The sequence below is a fragment of the Alloprevotella sp. Lung230 genome (assembly GCF_014385435.1).
GTDB lineage: Bacteria > Bacteroidota > Bacteroidia > Bacteroidales > Bacteroidaceae > Alloprevotella.
The window spans coordinates 118,048-143,353 of sequence record NZ_JACSUD010000006.1 but is presented as its reverse complement, the minus strand read 5'-3'; the positions used below and the strand labels follow the sequence as shown (position 1 = coordinate 143,353).

General features: G+C 51.5%; 14 protein-coding genes and 1 pseudogene. 14 read left to right on the top strand and 1 reads right to left on the bottom strand.

Features of this window, described 5'->3' with window-relative positions; translation table 11 throughout:
* The first annotated feature begins 631 nt into the window (after positions 1-631).
* Together H8527_RS05400 and H8527_RS05395 are read left to right on the top strand one after the other, a co-directional pair.
* The gene (locus H8527_RS05400; RefSeq protein ID WP_187546275.1) at positions 632-3,565 is read left to right on the top strand and encodes a hypothetical protein; all 2,934 of its coding nucleotides are present in this window, start codon (positions 632-634) and stop codon (positions 3,563-3,565) included.
* Between the two features lie 11 nt (positions 3,566-3,576).
* Complete coding sequence (locus tag H8527_RS05395) at positions 3,577-3,750, top strand: hypothetical protein (RefSeq protein WP_187546273.1); 174 nt, start codon at positions 3,577-3,579, stop codon at positions 3,748-3,750.
* Between the two features lie 95 nt (positions 3,751-3,845).
* Here the strand turns inward: H8527_RS05395 and H8527_RS05390 are convergent, their stop codons facing one another.
* Positions 3,846-5,063: an anaerobic sulfatase-maturation protein gene (locus H8527_RS05390; RefSeq protein ID WP_187546271.1), complete on the bottom strand. Its 1,218-nt coding sequence runs from the start codon at positions 5,061-5,063 to the stop codon at positions 3,846-3,848.
* Between the two features lie 290 nt (positions 5,064-5,353).
* Between H8527_RS05390 and rsmH the strand changes: the two genes are divergently transcribed.
* The 12 genes and pseudogenes from rsmH (at position 5,354) to H8527_RS05330 (ending at position 25,282) form a co-directional block, all read left to right on the top strand.
* Positions 5,354-6,289, top strand: coding sequence for a 16S rRNA (cytosine(1402)-N(4))-methyltransferase RsmH (rsmH, locus tag H8527_RS05385; protein WP_187546269.1), 936 nt, complete (start codon positions 5,354-5,356; stop codon positions 6,287-6,289).
* Positions 6,290-6,408: 119 nt separating this feature from the next.
* Positions 6,409-6,945: an FtsL-like putative cell division protein gene (locus H8527_RS05380; RefSeq protein WP_187546267.1), complete on the top strand. Its 537-nt coding sequence runs from the start codon at positions 6,409-6,411 to the stop codon at positions 6,943-6,945.
* Positions 6,946-7,057: 112 nt separating this feature from the next.
* A complete protein-coding gene (locus H8527_RS05375) occupies positions 7,058-9,415 on the top strand; it encodes a penicillin-binding transpeptidase domain-containing protein (RefSeq protein WP_187546265.1) in 2,358 nt (785 codons plus the stop codon).
* Between the two features lie 2 nt (positions 9,416-9,417).
* Positions 9,418-10,869 carry a UDP-N-acetylmuramoyl-L-alanyl-D-glutamate--2,6-diaminopimelate ligase gene (locus tag H8527_RS05370; RefSeq protein WP_187546263.1) on the top strand — a complete coding sequence of 484 codons (1,452 nt, stop codon included), beginning with the start codon at positions 9,418-9,420 and terminating at the stop codon, positions 10,867-10,869.
* A gap of 68 nt (positions 10,870-10,937) precedes the next feature.
* Positions 10,938-12,209: a phospho-N-acetylmuramoyl-pentapeptide-transferase gene (locus tag H8527_RS05365; protein WP_187546261.1), complete on the top strand. Its 1,272-nt coding sequence runs from the start codon at positions 10,938-10,940 to the stop codon at positions 12,207-12,209.
* A 6-nt stretch (positions 12,210-12,215) separates the two neighbouring features.
* Positions 12,216-13,604, top strand: coding sequence for a UDP-N-acetylmuramoyl-L-alanine--D-glutamate ligase (murD, locus tag H8527_RS05360; protein ID WP_187546260.1), 1,389 nt, complete (start codon positions 12,216-12,218; stop codon positions 13,602-13,604).
* A gap of 56 nt (positions 13,605-13,660) precedes the next feature.
* Entirely contained in the window at positions 13,661-14,896 is a 1,236-nt protein-coding gene (locus H8527_RS05355; RefSeq protein ID WP_187546258.1) for an FtsW/RodA/SpoVE family cell cycle protein, read from the top strand.
* A 22-nt stretch (positions 14,897-14,918) separates the two neighbouring features.
* On the top strand, positions 14,919-15,593 hold the full coding sequence (locus H8527_RS05350; RefSeq protein WP_187546256.1) for a peptidylprolyl isomerase: 675 nt from the start codon (positions 14,919-14,921) through the stop codon (positions 15,591-15,593).
* 281 nt (positions 15,594-15,874) lie between these two features.
* Positions 15,875-20,377 (top strand): LamG-like jellyroll fold domain-containing protein, encoded by a 4,503-nt coding sequence (locus H8527_RS05345; RefSeq protein ID WP_187546254.1) that lies wholly within the window; start codon positions 15,875-15,877, stop codon positions 20,375-20,377.
* A 695-nt stretch (positions 20,378-21,072) separates the two neighbouring features.
* A pseudogene (locus H8527_RS05340) lies at positions 21,073-22,010 on the top strand (IS30 family transposase).
* Between the two features lie 238 nt (positions 22,011-22,248).
* Positions 22,249-22,863 carry a TetR/AcrR family transcriptional regulator gene (locus tag H8527_RS05335; protein ID WP_187546252.1) on the top strand — a complete coding sequence of 205 codons (615 nt, stop codon included), beginning with the start codon at positions 22,249-22,251 and terminating at the stop codon, positions 22,861-22,863.
* Positions 22,864-22,867: 4 nt separating this feature from the next.
* Positions 22,868-25,282: a TonB-dependent receptor gene (locus H8527_RS05330; RefSeq protein WP_187546249.1), complete on the top strand. Its 2,415-nt coding sequence runs from the start codon at positions 22,868-22,870 to the stop codon at positions 25,280-25,282.
* Positions 25,283-25,306: the final 24 nt, after the last annotated feature.

Below are 25,306 nucleotides of genomic sequence, written 5' to 3'. Positions count from 1 at the left end.
TGTGGGAAAAAGCTTCACTGCCTTCACCCGCCCCCTAAGTCACAGAAAGACAAAGTATTGTGGGTGAAGGCAAACCGAAGGAAAACTTTCACCCGCCCCCACGATGGCTGAGGCATAGCGCCCATAGGTGAAGGCAGTGAAGGAAAAAAAACACAGCTATAGTGTAGTGACGCGCGCGTGCGCGCGAGGAAAAGGACAGCGACCTTGAGGGAGAAAAACTATCTCAGAGGTAAATCAAACTACCTCAGAACTAATTCAAACTACCTCAGAGGTAAATCCGGCTACCTCAGAGATAGTAGAGACCCAATCGATCAATCCTTTTGGGGCTGCAAGTAGGGAGTCGCAAAGTTCCTCCCAGGTTCTGCCACGACCATTTGCACGGACACAAATATCCCTCTAATCATCAAAAAGAAATAAAATACTTATCTTTACTTACTTTCTGGCGCATTTTTTCATTGAAACGCTCAAATATGCGATAGTTTAACATCTTTTTAGTTGATAAGCAAGTGCTGATTTTGCTTTTTAGATTATCTTTGCGAACGATTGTTTAAGATTGACAGGCCGACCTGACAAAGCGGTATGCACTCTTTTGAAAAAACGGAAATTCTTAATCTCTTTTATCTTTTATCACATGAGAAAAATTTACTCACTCCTCTTGCTCTTTATGGCAGTGACCATGGGAGCAATGGCACAATCGGTTTATACCTATGAGCCGAAAGACGTGTCGCAGGCCGATTGGTCGTGGCCGGCAGGAACAAATGCTGCCACCGCAGGTGATTCTAAAGACGTGGTGATTCGCAACCACAATAATACGACTTACTTTGTGGGGGCATTGGCTAATGAATTGAAAGTGGACAATAACTTATCGGGTAAGCAGTATAAGTTTCGTTTTATCCAGACGGGTACAACCAATCGCTACAAAATCTATGCAGTTGATGCCCAAAAGTTTGTAAAATGGAAGACTAATGCTAAACAAGGTAATATTACAGAACTTGTAGAAGAGAGCGCTGCCAACGACTGGCTGGTGGTGAACGACAATAATGCAAGCTCCTACAATGGTGCGTTCGATATTATTGCAACTAATGGCAGTTATGCACATGATGCGACTTGTTGGAATGCCCATGGAGGACTTTTGGATGAGCGTCCCATCGGTGGTTGGAATGCGAATGACCCCAACTCCTCTTGGGAAATCTGTAAAGAAAATGATGCCGTAACGCTCACCTACAATTTGAAGTATCAAGGTGTTCAAAAGAAGACCGTGACGCTTCCTGCTAAGATTGGTGGAAACTATCCTTCCTGCGAACTTCCTGCGAACTGCACAGCCACTTTCCCCACAGGTACGGTATCATCTGCCAGTACGCATGAATATGATATCAATGTTACGCTTGGCAGTGATTATCCTTTTGTTCCTGTTACCAACTTTACGCAAAACGATAACTGGTACGTACTCACGATACGTAACCTTTACATTAGCTATAATTCAACATCTCACAAGTTGGAAAGGTCCGCAACGGCTCCCACTACCTACTCCGATAACTACCTCTTCCAATTCAAGGGTAATCCTTTTGATGGCTACAAGATCTTGAATCGTCAAGCCGGTACGGGTAAAGCTGCCGGTTCTGCCTCTGTGGCTGACCAAGTGGTGTTGGAAATGATGGCTGAGACTCAAGCACGCAACTATGTGCTTACTAATGCTTCCGGCTTCCACTTCAGAGAAAAAGATACACCCAATGGTTACCTCAATGACAACCAAGGAGTTTCTTACTGGATGAATGGTGCAGCTGCTAATGATGTCGGTGGTAAATTCACTTTTACCAAAATCGACCTCAATGACCACCTTATTAGCTATAAGAAGCGCAAGGCAGAACTCAATCATTTGTTGAGTAACACTTCAGCACAGGCCCTCTTTAACGCTACTACTGTGACAACTGTCAAAAATGAGATGACTGCTTACGATCCTGAAAATACTGAAGCAGGAAACACCACAGCGTTGGCTAAAGTAGACAGTTGGTACAACACGCTTTATGCGAGCATTGACACCCAAGTTACCCTTCAAACTCCTGCACGTGCAGGAAAGTATGTTACAGTAGATATTTTTGGTAACGTCTGCCATAAACCGACAAAAGGAGCTGAATCTGCGTTTTTAGTGAAAGGCTCTGCTGCCGGTGTAACATTCACTCATGTTGCTTCAACTCGAAAGGTAGGAAATACTGGAAACGCTGGAGGTCGAGGTCTTTTGGCTGGCTTCGGTGACTCTGCAACTCAAGGTGTCTTTAAACTCAAAGTTTTTGACGGTAATACCGACCAAGTTGCTTTTATTTGCAATCAGCCCGGACATACGCACCACAACTCAATTCATGCCGATAACAATGGCTACGTTGTAGCATGGGAAGGCACAAGTGTAGGAGGTTCTACTTGGAAAGTAGAAAAATCCAATTATAATGAAGGACAACTTCTTGCTGCTGCCAAACAACGTCTAAGTGAGGCAGAACAACTTCGCCCATTGGGTGTTGAGTTGGGACAATATTATCCTGAACCTGCTCAAGATTACATAGCGGCAGAAGAAAGTGAGGATATCCCAACGATTGAAAAGGCTTTGGTTGCGGCGTTAAATGCAAAACTGAATATGCCGGAGGAAGGGCAGTTCTTCCGCATTAAGACTACGAAGAATGGTGAAAAGTACATCAGTGCGAATAATGTTGACAATCGCTTGAGCATCGTAGCCTCGGCCGAGGCTTCCACCCTCTTCTACTTTGATGGTACAAATCTCGTGGGTGTGGATGCTGGTAAGTTTGTTGCTCTGAAGTCTAATTTCCCTGCGATAGGAGATTATAGCAGTGCAGGTCAGACCATCGAGTTTCACGAAAGTAAAAATGCCAATGCCTTTAGTATCTATCGTATCAATGTAGGTAATCGTGGTCTTTTTGCTGATGCTAATAGTCAGAAAACTGATGCGGGTGCTAAGAACTCCGACAGCGATGGCTATCGTTTCAAACTCGAAGAGGTAAATGAACTTCCCATTGTGGTTGGTGAAACCGGCTATGCCACTTTCTTCACTCCAGTTGCTGCTACTTTGTCTGATGGAACAGCTTATAAGGCAAAGCGACAAGGTACAAATCTTGTTCTTACCTCTATTGAAGGTACAATTCCCGGCAATACAGCTTTTATTGTACGTGCAACACCCAACACTACGGTGAATCTCAAACTTGTCGATGACACTGCCGCTGCATTGACCGACAATGATTTGACTGGTGCTACTACAACTGCTGTAACTCCTATCACTGCCTCTGAAAATGTTTACGCACTCGTGAAGAATGCAAGTGGTGAAGCCGTGTTCGGTAAACTTGCTACCGGCTTGCGCAAGCGCGCTTTCCGCGCCTTCGTGACCACTGCATCGGGATCTGCACAAGCGCTCGACTTCTCCTTCGGACACGTCACCGGCATCGAAACCCTCGACACCGGAGCCGCCCATGCTCCCATCTATGATTTGAGCGGTCGCCGCGTACTCACCCCTGCCCAAGGTGGTGTTTATCTACAAAATGGTAAGAAATTCATCCAAAAGTAAACGATACTCCTATGAACAAGAAATATGTGGCGCCCCGCGCCGAAATGATGCGTATGTGCACCGAAGGTATGATTGCCGCCAGCGGCGGAACCATTAAACTGGATTCCGGTAGTACCATCACTACCGAGAATTCTATTCTTTCCTCCGAAAAAGATCCCTCCGGCCTTTGGGCGGATATGAACTAAATGCTTCATTAGGCTTAGTTCCCCGAGATGATAAAAAAGAGACGTTCCCACGATGGGAACGTCTCTTTTTTTTGAAGGGTGGGAGAACAAACGGACTATACGAAAATCTGGTGCATCACGTTGGCAGGTGGGCGCTGCTGCTCCAGTTCCTTTTTCATGAAGTCCATGTAGGGCGCGGCGTGCTGGAAAAATTGGTAGTAGCCTTTGCAGAGGTAGTTGAGACCGTAGTGGCCGTATTTGTCCGTCATAAACCGGTTTTTCGGACATTCGCCGTGGCAGGCAAATTGGAACTCACATTCGCGACATTGTTGGGGCAGTCGGCGGTGCTTGAGGCGGGCAAACTCGTTTTGCTGCTCGGAATACATCATTTCGGTGATGGTCTTGTCGTGGAGGTTGCCCAGTCGGTGCTCGGGATAGACGAAGTGGTCGCACGAGTAGACATCGCCGTTGAACTCCATCACCCCCGCGTGCCCACACTCTTTGGCCAGCGTGCAGAGTCCTGGTGCCTGTCCCACCCAGTTGGCGAGGGTGGAGTCGAAGATTTGGATGAAGTATTCGCCCACATCGTGCCGCACCCACTCATCGAAAATGGTGCAGAGGAAATTACCCCATTGCTCGGGCGTGACGGAGAAGTCGGTCAGTCCTGCGGCATCGCCCTGCATGCCGGGGGCGAGGGTGAGGCCGTCGGTGCGCTCCACGGCGCGCTCCACAACGGGGGTGAACTGGATGTAGTGGCAATCGATGCTTTTGAAGAAGTGGTAGAACTCGAGGGGGTAGTCGGCGTTGAAGTCGTTGACCACCGCCAGCGCGTTCCATTCCACGCCGTGCTTGTTGAGCAGGTCAATGCCCCGCATCACCTGGCGGAAGGTGGGACCGCCGCCCGCCGTCCGGCGATATTCGTCGTGGAACTCCTGCGGCCCATCGATGGAGACGCCCACGAGGAAGTTGTTTTCCTTGAAGAAGCGGCACCACTCGTCGGTGAGCAGCGTGGCATTGGTCTGAATACTGTTGTCGATGGCGCGGCCGCGGGCGTAGGTGCGTTGGAGTTCCAAGGCACGCCGATAGAAGGAGATAGGACGCATGAGCGTTTCGCCGCCGTGCCAGGTGAAGAGTACTTCGGGGGTGGTCTGAGCTTCGATATATTCCTTGATGAACTTCTCCAACAATTCGTCCGACAGCACCTGCTTCCGGGTGTTGTTGTAGAGTTTGTTCTTTTCTAAATAGTAGCAGTATTTGCAGCGAAGGTTGCACAGTGAGCCGGCGGGTTTGAGCATCACGTACATCGGGCGTGCAAAGGCAAAACTTGTCGTCATGTTCTAAGAATAAGGAAGTATTCCGCCCGATGTGGCAGGGGCGGCAGAGGGGAAGAGGATACCTATATTAAAATAATAATAACGGCAATTTGGGGTTTTATTGTGGAGGGATGGAAATAAAGCCTTACACATTCCGATTGTGGAAAACAAAAATACATTGATAATAAGTTGGTTAGCACAGATGGTTGGGAGGGTTGGTGGAGGCACTGAGAAAATAATTTCCTGTCGAGAGAGAGAATGTGAAGATTTATTGCTACCTTTGCTCTCTGCAACCCGATACACGCTCCGCTATGCCCACATTCTGCCCCACCTATCATGTCCCTGTACTCCTGCGCGAAACCGTCGACGGCCTTGATGTGAAGCCCGACGGCGTCTATGTCGATGTCACTTTCGGCGGCGGTGGACACAGCCGTGAAATTCTGTCGCGCTTGGGCTGCGAAGGGCGATTGTTCAGTTTTGACCAAGATGCCGATGCCGAACAGAACGTGCCGGCGGACGAAAGCCGCCTCACCTTTGTGCGCAGCAACTTCCGCTACCTCACCCACTGGATGCGCTATCATGGACAGACGGAGGGGGTGGATGGTGTTTTGGCCGATTTGGGGGTGTCGAGCCATCATTTTGACGCCGAGGAGCGGGGCTTCTCCTTCCGCTTCGATGCTCCCCTCGATATGCGTATGAACGGCCGTGGGGGCGAGACCGCTGCACAGGTGCTCAACACCCGTAGCGAAGAGGATTTGGCCAAGATCTTCCAACTTTACGGCGAACTGAAAAATGGGCGACGGCTGGCAGCCGCCATCGTGGCGCGCCGACAAGAGCAGGCTTTCAGTGCCATCGACGACCTGCTGCAAGTGGTCAAACCGATGATGCCCCGCGATCGGGAGAAGAAGGATTTGGCCCGCGTGTTTCAAGCCCTGCGCATTGAGGTGAATCACGAGATGGTAGCCCTCGAAGAAATGCTGCGCGGTGCTTTGCGTTGCTTGAAGCCCGGCGGAAGACTGTCGGTGCTCACCTATCACAGCCTTGAGGACCGAATGGTCAAGAACTTCATGCGCTCGGGCAATGTGGAGGGAAAGGTGGAGCAGGACTTCTTTGGTAACCGCCTCTCGCCTTTGCGCCCCATCAACAACAAGGTCATTGTGCCTTCGCCCGAGGAGCAAAGCACCAACCCCCGCAGCCGCAGCGCCAAACTCCGCATCGCAGAAAAAGTGGCCGAAAAGAAGCCCTAAAACGTCTGTGAAACGAACGTTTTCGTTCAGCCCAACGAGCCGTGTCAAAACGAAGCATGAGTTTTGAGCAATGCCGTGGCGAGAAAACGCCTGTGAAACGAACATTGAATTGAGACGTGATGAAACAGCCGGATATTGCATTTGAAATCAAAACTCCCACTGAGGAGCCTAAAGCCGACCTCCCTGCGGACGAAGCAGAGATGGGCACCGACACCGTGAATGTGGAAGACGTGCAGACTGCCGCCGAAGCAGACGCGCCCTCGGCCGAAGAGACCGAACGACAAAACCTACGCGAGAATTTGCGTCGATATTTGGGCGAGGAAGACACGATGTTTTCCAAAGAGATGATACGCGAACTCCTCGGCGGCGCAGGGTTGGTAGGGCTTCTCCGACACAACTGGAAATTGCTCAGCTTGATCATCTTCTTCTCGATGGTCTACGTGTCGTTGGGCTACTTCACCCGCGAAAAGATGATTGAGAACGACACCCTCTCTAAAAACCTTTTGGACAGCCGCTACAAGTCGCTCACCCTCTCAAGCGAGTTGCGTGAACGCACCTTGGGCTCAAAGGTGGAAAGTCAGCTCAAAGACACCACGTTGCGGCAGCCTACAGAACGTCCCTTCTGCCTGCCGGTGGAGAAAGAGAAGGCAGAATGAAGTGCAAAAAAACACAGCACTCACTTCTGCATTATCTTCCTGCCGAAATCCAAGGTCGGCACGCTCCGGCGAAACGCTACCACTCTGACAGCCTCATCCGTTTTTGCAAAACATGAAGAAAAGAAAACCGACATTTCCTTCCAAAGACATCATTCCACGCTACGTCGCAATCGTGGTGTTTTGTGCCATAGCCGGACTTGTCATCCTCGGTAAGGCGGCCTATATCATGTTTGTCGAGCATGACTATTGGCTGACGGTGAGTGCGAAGTATGAAAGCAACTATAAGGTGCTGCCCGCTACACGGGGCAACATCCTGGCAGCCGACGGGCAGGTGCTCGCCACCTCCCTGCCGGAATATCGCATCTACCTCGACCCCATGACTTGGGAGCGCGACTCCTTGCGGGCCATCAAAGATCAGCACTTTCGTGACTCCATCCTCACCCACTGCTTGGACAGCATTGTGGTGGGGATGCACCGCATTGTACCCGGCATCGAACCGGACAAGGTGAGACGGCGCATTCTGGAAGGCCGCAAGAAGAAAAGTCACAACATATCCCTCTACAACCGCCGCGTCACCTACATCCAACTCACCGAACTCAAGAAACTCCCCCTCTTTCGCCTCTCGTCGGCACGCGGTGGCTTCTACACCGAGGAGTTTCGTCGGCGCAAGAATCCCTTCGGACGATTGGCGGCACGCACCATCGGCACCCTGCGTTCGGACAACGACTCGGCCCTGAGTGGTTTGGAGTTGGCTTTCGACAAGGAACTGAGTGGCGTCCCGGGCATCTACCACCGCCAGAAGGTGTCGAATCGCTATCTCAACGTGATCGATACGATGGCCACTGACGGCTGCGACGTGGTGACCACCCTCGATGTGGCCCTGCAAGACATCACCGAGAAAACACTGGGCGACCAGCTGCGCCGCTTGGAAGCCAAAGCCGGGATGTGCATCCTGATGGAGGTGGCCACGGGTGATGTGAAAGCCATCTCTTCCCTCTCGCGCCTCAAAGACGGCACCTATGCCGAGATTGAACCGCGGGCGTTGACCAACATGATGGAACCGGGGTCGGTGTTCAAACCGATGTCGTTTATGGTGGCGATGGACGATGGAAAAATTACGATGTCGTCGACCTGCGACACCGGCTGCGGTGTGCGAGAGATGCACGGTCGCAAGATGCGCGACTCCAACTGGCGAAAGGGTGGCGACGGCGTGCTCAGTGTGCCGGAAATCATCAAAAAATCCTCCAATGTGGGGGTCAGTACCCTTATCGACAATGCCTACCAAAGCAATCCCGACCAGTTTGTCGACGGACTTTATCGCATCGGCATTGCCGAAAATCTCCACATCCCCATCCCCGGCTACAGGGTGCCCCGCATCCGCCACCGCCGCGACAATCCCGACCGCTGGTATGGCACGACCCTGCCTTGGATGAGCATCGGCTACGAAACGCAGATACCCCCGATTTCCACCCTCACCTTCTACAACGGAGTGGCCAACGGTGGCAAACTCATTCGCCCTCGCTTTGTCACCGCCATCAAGCGCGGTGATGAAGTGGTGCAGGAGTTTCCCGTGTCGGTCATTCGCGAGAAGATGTGTAAGGACGAGACCCTCCGCAACATTCAGCTCTGCCTGGAAGGCGTGGTGGGTAAGAACTCCGGTACGGGCAAGATGGCCTATTCTCGGCACTTCAAGGTGGCGGGCAAGACCGGCACCGCGCAGATTTGGAGTAAAGCCGGTTTTGCCTCGGACTATCTGGTGAGCTTTGCCGGCTATTTTCCGGCCGATGCCCCTCGCTATTCGATGATTGTGTGCATCGAGAAGGGCGCTCCTGCCTATGGTGGACTGCACTGCTGTCCGGTGTTCAAGAAAGTGGCCGAAACGGTGATGGCGCGCGACCTCAACACCAACTATACGACCGCAATGGACAGCACCGACTTCCGGCATGCCCTCCCCACGATGCTCCCCGGCAATCTGGAGGCGCTCAACACCGTGCTTGATGGCTTCAGCATCCCGCACACCGATCGCATTGCCCGCGTTGATGGTATGGCATGGGGCTGCAACACCGGAGGCACGGCACGTGCCGAACTCACCTCTGAGCCTCGACGCGCCGGTATGCCGGCCCTGACAGGCTATGGATTGCGCGATGCCGTCTATCGACTCGAACGAATGGGCTTGAGGGTAAAGGTGCGCGGCGTGGGACGCGTTGTGCGGCAGAACGTCAAGCCCGGTACAGCGGTGCGAAAAGGTACGCGGGTGGAACTTCTGCTGTCGACCGACCCGAAGCATATTCCCGACGAAGAGGACACCGAACTGCCCACAACGACAGCAAGTCCCGACTCTGTGAAGAAAGACAGCCTCAAAAAGCAAGCTCTTCCTCCACCGACACCCACTAAAAAAGTACCTCCAACGCAGGAAACCAAAGAAAAGATGGCTGCCCTGCCCGAGACCCATAAAAAGAAAAAACAATAGCCATGCTTCTTACCACACTCATCGAATCCCTCCAAACGCTGCACATTGCCGGCAGCACGGACCTTGATATCACGGGCGTCTGCACCGACTCACGCCTTGTAAAACCCGGCAACTTGTTTGTAGCCGTGAAAGGAACGCAGACCGACGGACATGCCTATATCGGAAAAGCCATTGAACTCGGAGCCGGCGCTGTACTGCACAGCGAAGCCTTGGCAGAGATGCCGGAAGGCGTGACTTTTGTGCAAGTACCCGACACGGAGCGTGTGCTGGGACAGATGGCCACCACGTTCTACGGCAATCCCACTGCACATCTCAAATTGGTGGGCGTAACGGGGACGAATGGCAAGACCACCATTGCCACCGTGCTCTACGAACTTTTCCGCGCCATGGGGCATAAGGTGGGACTGATTTCCACCGTGTGCAACTACATCGACGATTGCCCTGTCGAAGCCACTCACACCACCCCCGACCCCATTTCGCTCAACGCCTTGCTGGCGGAGATGGTGGCAGCAGGTTGTGAGTATGCCTTTATGGAATGCTCTTCCCATGCCATCCATCAGCACCGCATCGGCGGGCTGACTTTCCAAGGCGGCATCTTCACCAACCTCACTCGCGATCACCTCGACTATCACGGCACGTTTGAGAACTACCGCGATGCCAAAAAGATGTTCTTTGACGGACTGCCGAAGACGGCTTTTGCCATCGTCAACGCCGACGACCGCAATGGGAGCGTGATGGTGCAAAACTGCGCCGCTCGTGTGTTCACCTATTCCACCCGTGCGGCCGCCGACTACAAGGGACGCATCATCGAGGAGAGTATCGAGGGAATGTTGCTTGACATTGATGGGCATGAGGTGAGCGTACCTTTTGTGGGACGGTTTAATGTGAGCAACCTCCTCGGCGTCTATGGTGCAGCCCTCAATCTGGGCAAGGCGGCCGACGAAGTGCTTCGCGTGTTGTCGGGATTGAAACCCGTGAATGGTCGCTTTGAAACCATCCGTTCGCCGAAAGGATTTAGTGCAGTCATTGACTATGCCCACACGCCCGATGCTCTGGAGAATGTGCTGGTGGCCATCAACGAAATCGTCAATGGTCGTGGCCGTGTCATCACCGTTTGTGGAGCCGGTGGCAACCGCGACAAAGGGAAGCGCCCATTGATGGCACAGGAAGCGGCCAAGCGCTCCGACCGTGTCATCATCACCAGCGACAATCCACGATTTGAAGAACCGCAAGATATTGTCAACGATATGTTGGCCGGTTTGGACGAAGAACAGCGCACGCGCACCCTCGCCATCGTCGATCGCCGCGAAGCCATTCGCACAGCTGCCATGATGGCGCAACCCGGCGATGTCATCCTCGTGGCCGGAAAGGGACATGAGCCCTATCAAGAGGTGAAAGGCGTAAAGCACCACTTCGACGACCACGAAGAGGTACGCGCCGCCTTCGGAATGTAATCCCACGAAGAGCTTTCCCCCTTCGCTTCCTTTTTCGACCTTTCAAAAAATAGAAATTCTTTCCTTTCATGCTTTACTATCTCTTCCGTGCCCTTGAGCAGTTCGGTATTCCTGGTTCGGCCATGTGGGGCTACATCTCTTTCCGCTCTCTGCTGGCGTTGATGCTTGCTTTGGTCATCTCGATGGTGTTTGGCGAATATTTCATCAAGACGATGAAGCGCCGCAACATTGGCGAAACGGCTCGTGATATCAGTATCGATCCCTTTGGCGTGGAAAAGAAAGGTGTCCCCTCGATGGGCGGCATCATCATTATTGTGGCCATTCTCATTCCCGTGATTTTGCTGGGGCGTCTGCGCAACATCTATATGCTCCTGATGATTGCCACCACCCTTTGGTTCGGCGCCATCGGTTTTTTGGACGACTACATCAAGATTTTCAAGAGAAACAAAGAAGGTCTGGCCGGTCGCTGGAAGATTTTGGGGCAGATCATCATGGGCTTTGTGGTGGGGCTGACGCTCTATCTGAGTCCCGATGCCGTCATCCGCGAAAACATCGAGCACCAGCGTGTGGGCGACCGCACAGAGATTGTGCACAAGAGTGAGGCGGTGAAAAGCACCAAAACCACCATTCCTTTTGTCAAAAACAACAACTTCGACTACGCCGACCTCGTGGGTTTCTTGGGTGAACACAAGCAGGCTGTAGGCTGGATTGTGTTTGTGCTGATGGTCATCATCGTGACCACCGCTGTGTCCAATGGGGCCAACCTCAATGATGGAATGGACGGAATGGCCGCTGGCAACAGTGCCTTCATTTGCATCGCTCTCGGTGTCTTGGCCTATGTGTCGAGCCACATTGAATATGCCGCCTATCTCAACATCATGTTCGTGCCGGGTTCCCAGGAACTGGTCATCTTCATCTGCGCCACGGTGGGAGCGCTCATCGGTTTTCTGTGGTACAATGCCTATCCCGCCCAGGTGTTCATGGGCGACACCGGTTCGCTCGCCATCGGCGGCATCATTGGGGTGCTGGCCATCATTATCCACAAGGAACTGCTCGTGCCCATCCTCTGCGGGGTGTTCCTCTTTGAGAGCGTGAGTGTCATTGTGCAAACCCAGGTGTTCAAGTTCTTTAAGCGCAAAGGCCGCCGCGTCCGAGTGTTCAAGAGCACGCCCATCCACGATGCTTTCCGCCGTCTCGACAGTCAGCTCGACCCCACCTCCATCTACCTCATTCGCCGCTGGCCGCGCCATCCCTTCCACGAATCGAAGATTACGGTGCGCTTCTGGATTACCACCATTCTTCTCGCCGCCTTTACCATCATCACGCTCAAAATTCGATAAAACACGATGAAACTTGTCATTCTGGGTGCCGCCGAGAGCGGTGTCGGTGCTGCCATCCTCGCGCAGCAGAAAGGTTACGAAGTCTTTGTGTCCGACAAAGGCGTCATTCAACCCCACTACAAAGCGATGCTCGATGCCCACGGTATCGGGTGGGAAGAAGGACAACACACCACTGAGCGTATTCTCGCCGCCACAGAAGTGGTGAAAAGCCCCGGTATCCCCGACACCGCGCCCATTATCGTGAAACTTCACGCCCAAGGTACGCCCGTGATAGCCGATATCGAGTTTGCCGCCCGCTACACTTCGGCCAAGATGCTTTGCGTCACCGGTTCGAATGGCAAAACCACCACGACTTCCCTCATCTACTATATCCTCCAAAAAGCCGGTTTTCGTGTCGGATTGGCCGGCAATATCGGGCGCTCCTTCGCCCTCCAAGTGGCGGAAGCCGAAGAAAAAGGGATGCCCGATTGGTTTGTGCTCGAACTTTCCTCTTTCCAGCTCGACACGATGTTTGATTTTCGTGCCAACATCGCCGTCCTCCTCAACATCACGCCCGACCACCTCGACCGCTACGACTTCTGCATGCAGAACTATGTCCACTCGAAGATGCGCATCACCCGCAATCAGCAGCCGGACGACACCTTTATCTATTGGGCAGACGATGAATACGTGCCTGCCGAACTGGAGAAGCTGCCTCACGTGCAGCACCTTCTTCCTTTCACCGACCTTCCGGCCGAAGGTTCGCTGGGTAGTGGAGTAGGGCAGTCCGGTCATGATGCTTATGGGTTTGCTCCCGGTGCTGTGCTGTGTTTGTCGGCTCCCGTCCCCTTTGAGATGCCTCTTGACGAACTGGCACTGACCGGTCGCCACAACCTCCGCAACTGTCTGGCCGCGGCAATGGCGGCTCTGCAAGCCGGTGTCTCGCCCGAAGTGGTGCGTGCCTGTCTCCACGATTTTTCAGGTGTCGAGCATCGCCTGGAACCGGTGGGCACTTTCCATGGTGTGCACTACATCAACGACTCCAAAGCCACCAATGTCGATGCCTGCTTCGTAGCGCTGAAAGCTCAAACCACCCCCGTTGTCCTCATCGTGGGCGGCACGGACAAAGGCAACGACTATTCGGCCCTCTATACTTTGGTGCGCGAGAAGTGCCGCGCTTTGGTCTATCTGGGAGCCGACAATGCCAAACTGCACGCAGCTTTTGATGCACTCGCGGCCGAAGCCGGCATCGCTGTAGCCGACACCGGTTCGATGGCCGAATGCGTTGCCGCCTGCCGAACATTGGCAAAAGTCGGTGACACAGTGTTGCTCTCCCCCTGCTGCGCTTCGTTCGACCTCTTCCAAAACATGGCCGACCGCGGCCGGCAGTTCAAGGCCCTTGTCAGCGCGCTCTGATGAGCTCGTATTCGTCTTCTCTTTTCCAACCTCCCACTCTCGTTCCCCTTTTCGATATGAAATTCTTCCGTCTCCAAGGCGACCTCGTGGTTTGGGCCATCTTCTTCTTTCTTAGTGTCATCTCGTTGATTGAAGTGTACAGTGCCGGGAGTTTTCTCGCACTCAAAGAAGGTAGTTTCTGGTCACCCCTGCTTCATCATGGACTTTTCCTGCTGCTGGCAGGAGTGGCAGCCTTTTGTATCCATAATTTCCCCTGCCGCCTCTTCAAGCTCATCCCTATCTTCGGTTTTCCCGCCATCGTTTTTATGCTCTTTTACGTCCTCGTAGCAGGTGCCAATCTTAACAATGGTGCACGATGGATTCCCCTCGGCCCATTCTCCTTTCAGCCCTCTGAATTGGCCAAAGGTATTGTGGTGACAACAGTAGCACTCATTCTGAGCACAAGTCAAGGAGAAAAGACAGCCAACAAAAAAGCCATCATCCCCATACTGAGCATTACATTTATCATCACAGTGCTCATTGTGACGCAAAACTTCTCCACCGCGGCTCTCATTGGATTTGTCGTCTTTCTGATGATGGTGGTCGGACGCATTCCTCGTAAGCAGTTGCTCATCACAACACTTGTCGTCGGAGCATTGGGAGGAGTCTTCTATTTGGGGCTGAAAGCACTCCCGGCCGATCCCGATGACCCCATCTACGAAGGGCGTGCCCTGCAGCGTTTCTCTACTTGGCGCTCTCGCCTGGACGGCAAGCATATGGTCATCACCCCCGACCCCCACGATTTTGTGGTCACCGACAAAAACCGCCAAGTGGTTCATGCCCGCATCGCCATGGCTCGCGCCCACGGCACTGGTGTGGCACCAGGGCGTTCCGTACAGCGCGACTTCCTTTCCGCCGCCTACTCGGACTTCATCTTTGCCATCATCGGTGAAGAACTGGGCCTTCCCGGTTGCCTCTTTGTTGTGGTACTCTATCTTACCCTCCTCTTCCGCGTCGGGCGCATCGCCAGCCGTTGCGAACACAACTTTCCCGCTTTCTTGGCGATGGGCTTAGGACTGCTTCTCGTAGTGCAGGCGTTGCTGAATATGCTCGTTGCCGTCGGTGTCGGTCCGGTCACGGGACAAACGCTTCCCCTCATTTCCAAAGGTGGAACATCGACCATCATCACCGGTGTCTACTTCGGGATGATTCTCTCCGTGAGCCGTTCTGCACGTCGTAAAGACATGTCGCCCCTCCATTCGCTCGCCAAAGAGCCCAACAAAATCACGAGCGAAGCCTTCACTCAGGCCTAACTCTTCTCCCCACCTTCTGTCGATGAAACGTCTGCTTCTCCTCTGCTTTCTCGCCCTGTCGCTCACTCTCCATGCCCGCGACAAACGCGTTCACATCGAGTTCGTGACCACCGTAGGTACTTTCACCGTGGCGCTCAATCCCGACACACCCCAGCATTCCCGCAACTTCGAAAAACTGGTGCGTGAAGGTTTCTACGACGGCATCCTTTTCCACCGTGTCATCCGCGACTTTATGGTGCAGGCCGGTGATCCAGATTCCAAGACCGCGCAGCCCGGACAAACACTCGGTGAAGGCGACCTCCCTTATACACTCCCCCTTGAACTCGACCTGCCCTACTATTTCCATCACCGCGGTGCCCTCGCCGCTGCTCGTCAGGGCGACGACGTCAATCCCGAGCGCCGTAGCAGCGCCACCCAGTTCTACATCGTTTGGGGCAAAACCTACTCTCTTTCCCGCCTCGCTCCCATCATCGACCAAGTCGAAGCCGCCACCGGCCTCCAAGGCGTCATCAACGGAGACATGGCCCGCACCTACGAGACCGAAGGCGGTACGCCCTTCCTTGATGGACAATACACCGTGTTTGGCGAAGTGACCGCCGGCCTTTCGGTCATCGACCGCATGCAGCAGGTCGCCACCGACTCCAACGACCGCCCAATCGAAGACGTGCGCATCCTCACCGCCCGCGTCAAAGAATAAGCCTCCTTTTCGATGCTCTCCATCCACACAGAGACGGAACTCCTCCCGCGAGTTCCGTCTTTGTTTGTCTATCCCTGCCTCTTCTTCTTTGTTCTGCATAGATACGACATAAAACCGCTAATTGTGCGAAAAAATGATAGTTTTTTCACCATTCTCTTGTGAGAATGCAAGGTTTGGTTTATATTTGCAGCCAAATAGTAGCCATTTGAGCCTATTTTTGAAATCTTCAATCAGCAAACTTTATTTATTCTTCAGCAGAAACTTTTTAATTTTTACGCTCCATGAAACGCATTTACTCATTGACTTTGTTGGCTGCACTTGCCCTGCCGATGGCCGCGCAGCCCTACAATGTCGATCGCAAGAAGTACACCGACTTCACCCCTGTGACGCGGGTCGATGCCTCCTTGCTCCGCTATGGTGCAACGCCCAGTGTCAAGGGGTTGCGCCCCGCTCCTGTGGCGCAACGTCCCGACCACTTCAACAACGCATCGACCAAGTATTTCCCACCGGTATTCAATCAGTCTGGTGGTTCATGCGGCTCCGCTTCGCGCATCGGCTACATGTTCACCCATGAAATCAACGCTTTCCGCGATCTCGATGCCTCCGTGCCCGACCATCTCTATCCCACCCACTTCGTTTGGTTGCTCACTTCGGGTGGCTCCGGTAAGGATCAGATGGTGTCGCGCGTGGGCGTGCCTTCGGCCACGACCTATGGTGGCCGCACCTACTCCTCCCTCTTTGGCCCGCAGGACGAAACGCAAAACGACTTCGGGTGGATGACGGGTTACGACAAGTGGTTTGAAGCCATGCACAACCGTATGTTTTGGCCCGCACGCCTTCCCGGCGGCAGCCTGAACACGCCCGAAAGTCGCGAGATAGCGAAAAACTGGCTGTGGAACCACAACGGCGACCCCGACTTCCATGCCGGTGGTCTGCTCGGTATCGGTGTGGCTTCGGCCGTGACCCAAGGACAAATCCCCAACACCGATGCCAACCAAGCTGCTGGTGTGGTCGGACAGAAATACGTCGCCTCTTGGGGAAAGCAGGTCGACCATGCCCTCACCATCGTAGGCTATGACGACCGTATCGAGTTTGATCTTGACGGCAACGGAAAGGCCGGCGAAAACGATAATGAGCGCGGTGCCTGGATTATTGTCAACTCTTGGGGACTCTGGGCCAACAACGGTTTCATCTACTGCCCCTATGCCTATTCCGGCCCTGTGGGCACGGGCAACGGTGGATGGACGCCCGAAATCTACCGCGTGCGCAAAAACTATCGTCCCCTCCGCACCCTCAAAGTGAAGATGGATTACTCCCACCGCTCTGAAATCATGCTCAAAGTCGGTGTCAGCGCCAACCTCAATGCGACGCACCCCGATCAAGAAATCGAGTTGGAACACTTCCGCTTTGCCGGTGATGGCAAGAACGGCGATGCCAAGCCCGCCCCCGCCATTCCGATGCTCGGCAAGTGGGCCGATGGCAAACTCCACGACGAACCGATGGAATTCGGCTACGACCTCACCGACCTCACTTCGAAGTTCGACGTTTCGCGTCCCCTCAAGTTCTTCTTCACCATCAACGCCCGTACCAAGTCGGGCAGCGGTGCTGTCGGCAAGGGCCATGTCTACCACGCCGGTGTGATTGACTATGAGTTCGACCAAAAGGGAGTGGAAACGCCCTTCGACCTCGGTACCAACAAGGTGGTCGATGTGCCTGGTGGAAAAGAGACTGTCATCACGACAGTGGTGTATGGCGAGCAATACGGCATGCCTCAAAACCTCACCCTCGACAATGGCAAACTCGCTTGGATGGCTCCGCAAGCCGGTGGTCATGAAGTGAAGACCTACAAGGTGTTCCGCAATGGCGAACTGCTGGGCGAAACCACCGAACGCACCTTTGCCGCCACCGAAAGTGGGGTGTATGGCGTTGCCGCCGTCTACGAAACGGGTGTTGTCTCTAAGACCGTAACCGTTGCTTCGGCTGTTGTCGCCCAAACCCCCAATGTGGCCATCAACCTCAAGAAGAATGGCTTCTCTATCCCCGACATCTTCTCTAAGAAGTTCTCCTCGGCCACCATCGAATTCTGGATTCGTCCCAACTCTCTGACCTCTTGGAACCAAGCCACCGGTCCGGGATGGGGTCAGTTCATGAGCCACTCCGATGCTTCGGGCAGCTACACCGCAGGGTGGGACACCAACCACCGCGTGACGACCGACGGCGGTTCGCTCCAAGTGGGCAAGTGGTCGCACATTGCCATGGTGGTGAACAACGGCGTCCTGCGCCTCCACGTCAATGGCGGTGTGGCCAAGACGGCCAGCGGTGGTACCGAATATAAAGGTATCGGTGGCTTCGGCGACCTCGTTTTCTCTGCGAGCAACAGCAACAACAACTACAACGATGCCACCTACGATGAAATCCGCATTTGGGACAACGCACGTGTGGCTTACAGCCTCAACGCGACCAAGAATGTTGAGTTCAGCGGCGATGTGATGCCCCAAGGTCTGATTGCCTACTACAAGGGCGACATCATCACCATCGATGGCCGTCCTTACCTCCGCGACTGCGTGGGCGGACACCACGCTCCTCTCGCCAACACCGATGCTTCGACCTACGAGCAGGTGAATAGCGACAAAAAGTTTGCCACGGAAGTCAACTCCACCTTGAGCAGTGCCAACACTAAAATCGTTGGTGCAGACAAACTCGTTGCCGGTATGCCGACCGAGTTCACGGCCTATTATCCCGATGCCGCAACTCAACTCACATGGGATGCTCCAGAAGCCGGTGTCACCCAGTTTAAGGGCGACCGCGTAACGCTCACTTATCCCCGCCCCGGCACTTACAACATCACCCTCAAAGCGGCCAATACCACCGGCAGCAAGAACATCACCGTGACCAAGGCGGTCACTGTTGCAGCCGGTGCAGCGCCCGTGGCCGACTTTGCCGTCAGTGCAGCCGAAGTGGCTGCCGGTGAGCGCGTCACCCTCACGCCCACCACGCCTCAACCCGGCTACTTCTACGAATGGAGTATGCCTGGTGGCGATGTCGCTGTCTCAAAGGCCATCACGGCTTCTACGGCCTACGACACTTTCGGAACTTACAACGTCACGCTCACCGTCACCGCCCCTGATGGACAAAAGGCCACTGCCTCTCACAAAGTGAAAGTGACCGAAGTGGCGCCTGTGGCCGACTTCAACATCCCCGAAGGCGTATTGCTCAAAGGCGAAAAGGGTAGCCTGCGCGACGCTTCCAAGTTTGCTCCCACCCAATGGCAATGGATTCTCAGCAGCCCTGCCAAGAGCTACCTTGTCAACGGCAAGCAATGCAACATCTCCATCGATGCCCCCGGCGTCTACGATGCAGTGCTCACTGTGAAGAATGGCGTCGGCACCAGCATCAAACGCCAATCGCGTGGGTTCGTCGTGACCAATGCCGACTCTCGCAATGGATTGAACTTCAGTGGTGGTGCTTCGCGCGTTGTGGCCGACCACTCTCCCATCAAGCAAGGCGACAAGGAAGCCACCATCGAGTGGTGGATGAACCCCGCCAAACTTTCCGACTTCTCTTGCGGTTTGGGTGATGCCGATGCCACCTTCCAGATCAAGGTGTCCTCTACGGGCAAACTCATCGTACACCGCCACAACACGAAGGTCGAAACCGGTGCAGAAATCGTCGTCGCCGGCGAATGGCACCACTACGCAGTGACTTTCCGCAATGGTCAAGTGTCCATCTATCGCGATGGTCTCTTGCTACGGAGAATGAACATCACCAGCACCACTTTCCCCGCCATGAGCCAGTTTGCCATCGGCACCGGTTCGGCCGAGATGAGTGGCCAAATCGACGAACTTCGTGTTTGGGGCACTGCCCTCAGCGAAGAGAAGTTGCGCGAATATGCCAACGCCCCCATCGCCGATGTTCGTGCTGCTGAGCAAGGCGCCGACAAGCTCCTCCTCTACTACGACTTCAACCAAACCGGTGGCGATGTGACCGACCGCACCACGACCGGCAACAACGGCCACCGCACCGGCTTCGGCCCCGATGGCGACGCATGGAGTCTCTCGAAGGGTGTGTTCTGCCTCAACTTCGACAGCCAGGTGCAAGATGTGACGAAAGATCATCTCAGCAACTTCAAGAAGCCTTTCGCCTACAACAGTGCCAAGCAGGTGAACAACACCCAGTCTAATCGCTGGTATGCCATCAAGGACTGGACGCTCGAAAACAGCGTGACCACCGAAAATGGCAAAATCATCACCGGCGTACACGTTGACCGCCAGAAGAACACTTGCTTCACCTTCACCGCAGGCTGGGACAAGTTCTCCACGCTCACCGACCACAAGTGCTACCAAGTGGTGACGCTCCCCGCCGGTGTCTACAACTTCAGCACCACCTTCGACGAAGGCTTCAACGACAGCAATGCCTCCGGTTCTCACCTCGTGGTGGCTGCCGGCAAGACGCTCCCCAACACGGCTGAACTCAATGGTGCCCTCGCTTCCGCACGTATGGAGAACATCGGTGCCAACGCGGTGAACACCCTCACCTTCGTGCTTCCCGAACAGACGGAAGTGGCCCTCGGCTTGGTCATCAACATGGGCGGACAGACCATCGCTTCGATCAAGGAGTTCAAGCTCACTCGCTCCGACCTCGATGTGCTCAGCGCCATTGATGCAGTGGTCACTCCGGCCCAGGTGGGTAGCGAACAGCTCTACGATTTGAGTGGTCGCCGTGTGGTGACGCCCGAAAGCGGCCAAATCTATATCCAAGGCGGCAAGCGCATCTTGGTCAAGTAGTCTCCTTTTTCCTTCGTTGGCGTAATGCCTTGCTTTCGCATTACGTCGGTTAGTTTTTATAATTGTTTTTTGGAACTGTGTCCCACTTGTTGGGGCACAGTTTTTTGTGGCCGGCCGCCAAATCTCCCTCAGAGGTAGTTTTTTCTACCTCTGAGGGAGTTGCATTTATCTCTGAGGTAAATTTTCTGCGCTCCTATCCCTATTCTCTATATTCTCTCGCGTTCTCTCGCGCGCGTATGCGCGCATCACTACATGTAAAACCCCGTTTTTTGCCTTCACTGCCTTCACCGGAATTTATAACCATCTGTCAATGAGTGGGTTGCCGGTGAAGGCAAAATTCGTGAAGGAGGTGAAGGCAAATCTATGTCCTGCCTTCACCCGCAACCTCCTGTCTTTCTGTGATTTACCTCGTTGGGTGAAGGTGTGAAGGCAAAATCCCCACGCTGTTGTAGGAGATACGCGCACGCGCGAGAAGAAATGGGGGCAACCTTCTCTCGTTTCTTCTCTCGCTTCGTGCGTACTTTCAAAATCGAAGTGCAACAAATCATTTGTTTTTTCATAGGTCCTAATCCATGAAAAACACCGCGGGTTTGCCTCGCGGCCGGGGCGTGCAGCCCCGAAGAGCGATACCGGCAATACAAAAAAGGAGTCTCCTTTTGGAGGACTCCCCGAGATTAATTATCTTTGTATTGCCTATGTACAAACAACTAACCTCAGAGCAAAGATCGCAAATCTTTGCCTTACTACAAAGAAAATGCCCAAGAAAAGAAATCGCACGTATCGTGGGAACCAGTCAATCCACGCTTTCTCGTGAATTAAGACGCAACAGTACTCGGTCGGGCAAGTACATTTGGTTCAAGGCGCACGATAAGGCGATGGAGCGTCGCAAGCGTCCCACACGCAATGCAGCCCTTGCTCCAGAATTGGTGTGGAGAATCAAACAACTCATCCTAGAAGAACAATGGTCTCCACGACAAATATCGGGCGTATTGAAGAAGGAAGGCGTCAGTGTCTCACATCAAAGCATCTACAACATCATACATGCTGATGCTACTGGAATATTGGCACAACATACGCGTCATAAGCTAAAATACAGACGTAGACCTAAGCACAAACGTTTCCCTATAGCCGAAAAATCAGCATACACCAACGCCCAGAAAAAGCTGATGGAAAGAGATTTGGCGACTACGAGATGGACTTAATCGTAGACCATTTCGGTCATGCTATCCTCACCATCGTGGAACGTTCCACGAACATGCTGTTTATGACAAAATTACCACATGGTAAGATGTCGGAGCCACTTGCTATGCAGCAGGTGCGAAGACTACTCCTTCCTTACAAAGAACATATAAAAACCATTACCACCGACAATGGACCTGAATTTGCTGCACATAAACTCATCACAAAGTATCTAGGCGCAAAGGTTTACTTTGCAGATCCCTATTCTTCATGGCAAAAAGGGGCTATTGAGAATACGAACAAACTCATCAGACAATATATACCTAAGCAGGCAAACTTTGATGACTACACCGACAAAAAGATTGCAATGATACAGAAGAAAATCAATAATAGACCCAGACAGAAACTTAATTTTGAAACACCCAAAAAAGAGTTCTACAAGAGAATATTGTAATTTTGCACTTGCTGGTTGACTCTACGACGGGACAGTAGTGAAATTAGGTTTCAAAATACCCATTAATAGGTATTGTCTGTGTAGTTTTTTCCCCCTACCTTTGCATTTAAAATTGAGATAATGATGAAATTTCTACATAGCCATATAAAGGCAATCACAAAAAAGCGTACTGTCATTTTAGACAGTACGCTTTTTTTATGAACAAATCCAAGCAACGTCCGCTAATAATAACCTCGCGATGAAAACATTAAAAAAGGATATAAGGCACAGAATTATTACGGTGGCTCGCAATGAATTCATAAGAAATGGCTATAGAAAGACATCTATGCGAACCATTTCTGCAAAGTCAGAAGTTGTCTTGGGCAACATATACAATTATTTTAAGACAAAAGATGACATTTTCTGTGCTGTTCTCAGACCGTTACTTGATGTCTTGGATGCAAGGATGTCTTCCTACCGTATGGAACATGACAAAATAGACAGAATTGATTTCATCAAAGAATACCAAAAGGATTTGCTGAGAGAAACGCTTAGAATAATTTTCTTGTATAAAGAAGAATTAAAGTTATTGCTTTTTGAATCAAAAGGTACTTCTGTAGAATTTTTCCGTGAAAATTTTATCGAAGAACAAGTTGCAATAAGTAAAGAATATATTGACCAAATGCAAAAAGTCTATCCACAAATACAAACAAAAGTTTCGTCACTATTCTTTCGGATTTCCTCTTCTACATGGGTAACAATCGTCGGAGAGATTGTCTCAAATCCAGAAATCCGTAAAGAAGAGGCAAAACAGGTTTTGTCTGAATATATACGCTATAATACAGCAGGATGGCGAGAACTCATTAATCAATAAGATTATGAACAGATTATTCATCGTAACGATACTGTGTTTGTGTACAACAGTTTTGTCTGCCCAAAATATATTACGTGGGAAAATCATAGATAAAGAAACAGGACTTCCCATATCTGGGGCATACATATCAATCAAAAATACAAAACAGAAAACAGTTTCTGACAAAACAGGCAATTATCAAATTGACATTCTCTCAAATGGAACATGTCTCGTTGAGGTTTCATTTGTTGGATATAAACGAGTAAGGCAAGTCATTGTGTTAAACGGCAATATCACAAAAGACTTTTTCTTAGAATCATCAGCGAACGTCCTTAACGAAGTTGTAGTGAAGGGATCTTCCCAGCAGGCGGAAATAAACCGCATTCGGCAGAGTCCTATGGCTGTAACCGTAGTGGACGGATCCAAGCTGCGGGGACGTTCAAGCGGTATAGAAGAGATTCTTACACGCACGTCTGGCATCAAAGTAAGAAAGACAGGCGGATTGGGAAGTGCGTCGCGCATATCTGTACATGGTTTAGAAGGTAAGCGTGTCGCCGTATATATTAATGGTTTCCCACTCAACAGTCCTGACGGTTCTTTCGACATCAACGATATTCCAATAGATGTGATCAAATATATAGAGGTGTACAAGGGTATTGTGCCTGCAGAATATGGAGGCGACGGATTAGGAGGAGCCATCAATATTGTGACACGTGAGGATGAATGCGACCTAGTAGGATTCACGCAGGAATTGGCATCATTCGGAACATCCAAGACACTTACAAGTGCTCAAAAGCTTTTTGCAAAGTCAGGCATATTATTTAATGTTGCTTTCTTTAAGAATAAATCCAAGAACAACTACACGATGTCATGGCCAGTATTCGAAATAAACCTGCCAGTCTCAGAATACAGAAAGGTAAGACGAAATAATGACTATTATGACGCAGACTTCTATCATGTCGGCATTGGTTTTAGAAAGCTATACTTCGACAAACTGGATTTGGAATGTGCTTTTTACAGGAATAAGAAAGGCATACAGTCTCTTAACTTTGACTCGCGACATGCCTATACGCGAAGTCTTAACATAATGCCCACTTTGGACATGGAGAAACATAATTTCATATTCAAAGGGTTAGATCTGAAAAATACACTCGTTGCTCCCATCATACGTTCGAACATGACGGATACGGCAACTACAAAGATGCAATGGGATGGGACGGACACACAAGCTATCGGGGAGACGGAGGACAACCTTTTCAACGAATCCCATAACCGACAATTTGAGTTGCGAAACAAATTTAACCTGAAATATACATTTGGACAACATACATTCAACATAAATGATCAACTTGCTCTTTCGGACTACCGTCCTAAAGATGAACGCATGAATGACTATCTCGGGTTCGATCCTAGCTCGTTTCCCAGCAAAATGATTTCAAACAATATCGGACTCAGTCATTTGTATGCCTCTTCCAATCATCGTTTTCAGAATTCCTTGACGATAAGCATTTATTATCTGAAGTCAAAAATCTTTAGAACAAGCGATGCCTTGTCGAAAGCCCAAATGAAAGATGCATCAGCTCCCAAACAGACAAGTGTGAACAAAACGTACTACGGATTTAGTGAGGGAGTGAGCTATGAGTTTTGGAAAGGCGTGAGGGGAAAGTTCTCGTTTTCACACAATGTGAGACTCCCTGACACAGGAGAACTTTTCGGTAACGGAATGAGCATCAAGCCATCAGTGAACTTACTGCCTGAAATTGGAGACAACCTGAACGTTGGAACCATCATAGATACAAGAAATGTGATGGGACTTACCCGCGTGCAGTGGGAAACAAACTTCTATTACATGTATATCCAGAATATGATAAGGCTTTTCCCCGCTGATATCCGTTCCATATACATAAACTTAGGAAAGACAAGTACGCTTGGTTTCGATACTGACTTAAAGGTAGATATAACCCCAAACGTCTATGCATACTTTAATCTTACATTGCAGGACATTCGAGACCGGCAGAAATGGTTAAACGATGCAAAAGGGACGGATAATCCCACATATAATAAACATGTACCCAACATACCGTCTTTCTATTACAACTATGGCATGGAATATCACGTTGAAGGTTTGTTGGGAAAGAAAGAGTTGTCCAGAGTTTATGTAGATGTCTCTCATGTCGGAGAATTCGATTGGGGCTGGCAAATGAGCACACTGCCCGACCAACGAAAGAAATGGATCATTCCTTCCAACGATGTGTTTACCATAGGGCTTCAACAGTCATTTTGGCATAACAATGTTTCTCTGAGTTTCGAGGTCGAAAATATTTTTGACAAAGAGAACTACATGGAATTCAAAATGCCACTGCAAGGCAGAACCTTTAAGGCTAAATTGCGTTTTAATCTGTTCCGAGACAAAGTCTCAGGAGGAGCTATGAGTATGTAAATTCTTATTATTCATTTCAAAAAT

What these genes read in the sequence shown, in the direction of transcription:
- H8527_RS05355 (WP_187546258.1), top strand. Translation starts at nt 13,661, where the DNA reads ATGAAATTCTTCCGTCTCCAAGGCGACCTCGTGGTTTGGGCCATCTTC.
- H8527_RS05390 (WP_187546271.1), bottom strand. Translation starts at nt 5,063, where the DNA reads ATGACGACAAGTTTTGCCTTTGCACGCCCGATGTACGTGATGCTCAAA.
- murD (WP_187546260.1), top strand. Translation starts at nt 12,216, where the DNA reads ATGAAACTTGTCATTCTGGGTGCCGCCGAGAGCGGTGTCGGTGCTGCC.
- H8527_RS05350 (WP_187546256.1), top strand. Translation starts at nt 14,919, where the DNA reads ATGAAACGTCTGCTTCTCCTCTGCTTTCTCGCCCTGTCGCTCACTCTC.
- H8527_RS05345 (WP_187546254.1), top strand. Translation starts at nt 15,875, where the DNA reads ATGAAACGCATTTACTCATTGACTTTGTTGGCTGCACTTGCCCTGCCG.
- H8527_RS05335 (WP_187546252.1), top strand. Translation starts at nt 22,249, where the DNA reads ATGAAAACATTAAAAAAGGATATAAGGCACAGAATTATTACGGTGGCT.
- rsmH (WP_187546269.1), top strand. Translation starts at nt 5,354, where the DNA reads ATGCCCACATTCTGCCCCACCTATCATGTCCCTGTACTCCTGCGCGAA.
- H8527_RS05375 (WP_187546265.1), top strand. Translation starts at nt 7,058, where the DNA reads ATGAAGAAAAGAAAACCGACATTTCCTTCCAAAGACATCATTCCACGC.
- H8527_RS05395 (WP_187546273.1), top strand. Translation starts at nt 3,577, where the DNA reads ATGAACAAGAAATATGTGGCGCCCCGCGCCGAAATGATGCGTATGTGC.
- H8527_RS05400 (WP_187546275.1), top strand. Translation starts at nt 632, where the DNA reads ATGAGAAAAATTTACTCACTCCTCTTGCTCTTTATGGCAGTGACCATG.
- H8527_RS05380 (WP_187546267.1), top strand. Translation starts at nt 6,409, where the DNA reads ATGAAACAGCCGGATATTGCATTTGAAATCAAAACTCCCACTGAGGAG.
- H8527_RS05370 (WP_187546263.1), top strand. Translation starts at nt 9,418, where the DNA reads ATGCTTCTTACCACACTCATCGAATCCCTCCAAACGCTGCACATTGCC.
- H8527_RS05365 (WP_187546261.1), top strand. Translation starts at nt 10,938, where the DNA reads ATGCTTTACTATCTCTTCCGTGCCCTTGAGCAGTTCGGTATTCCTGGT.
- H8527_RS05330 (WP_187546249.1), top strand. Translation starts at nt 22,868, where the DNA reads ATGAACAGATTATTCATCGTAACGATACTGTGTTTGTGTACAACAGTT.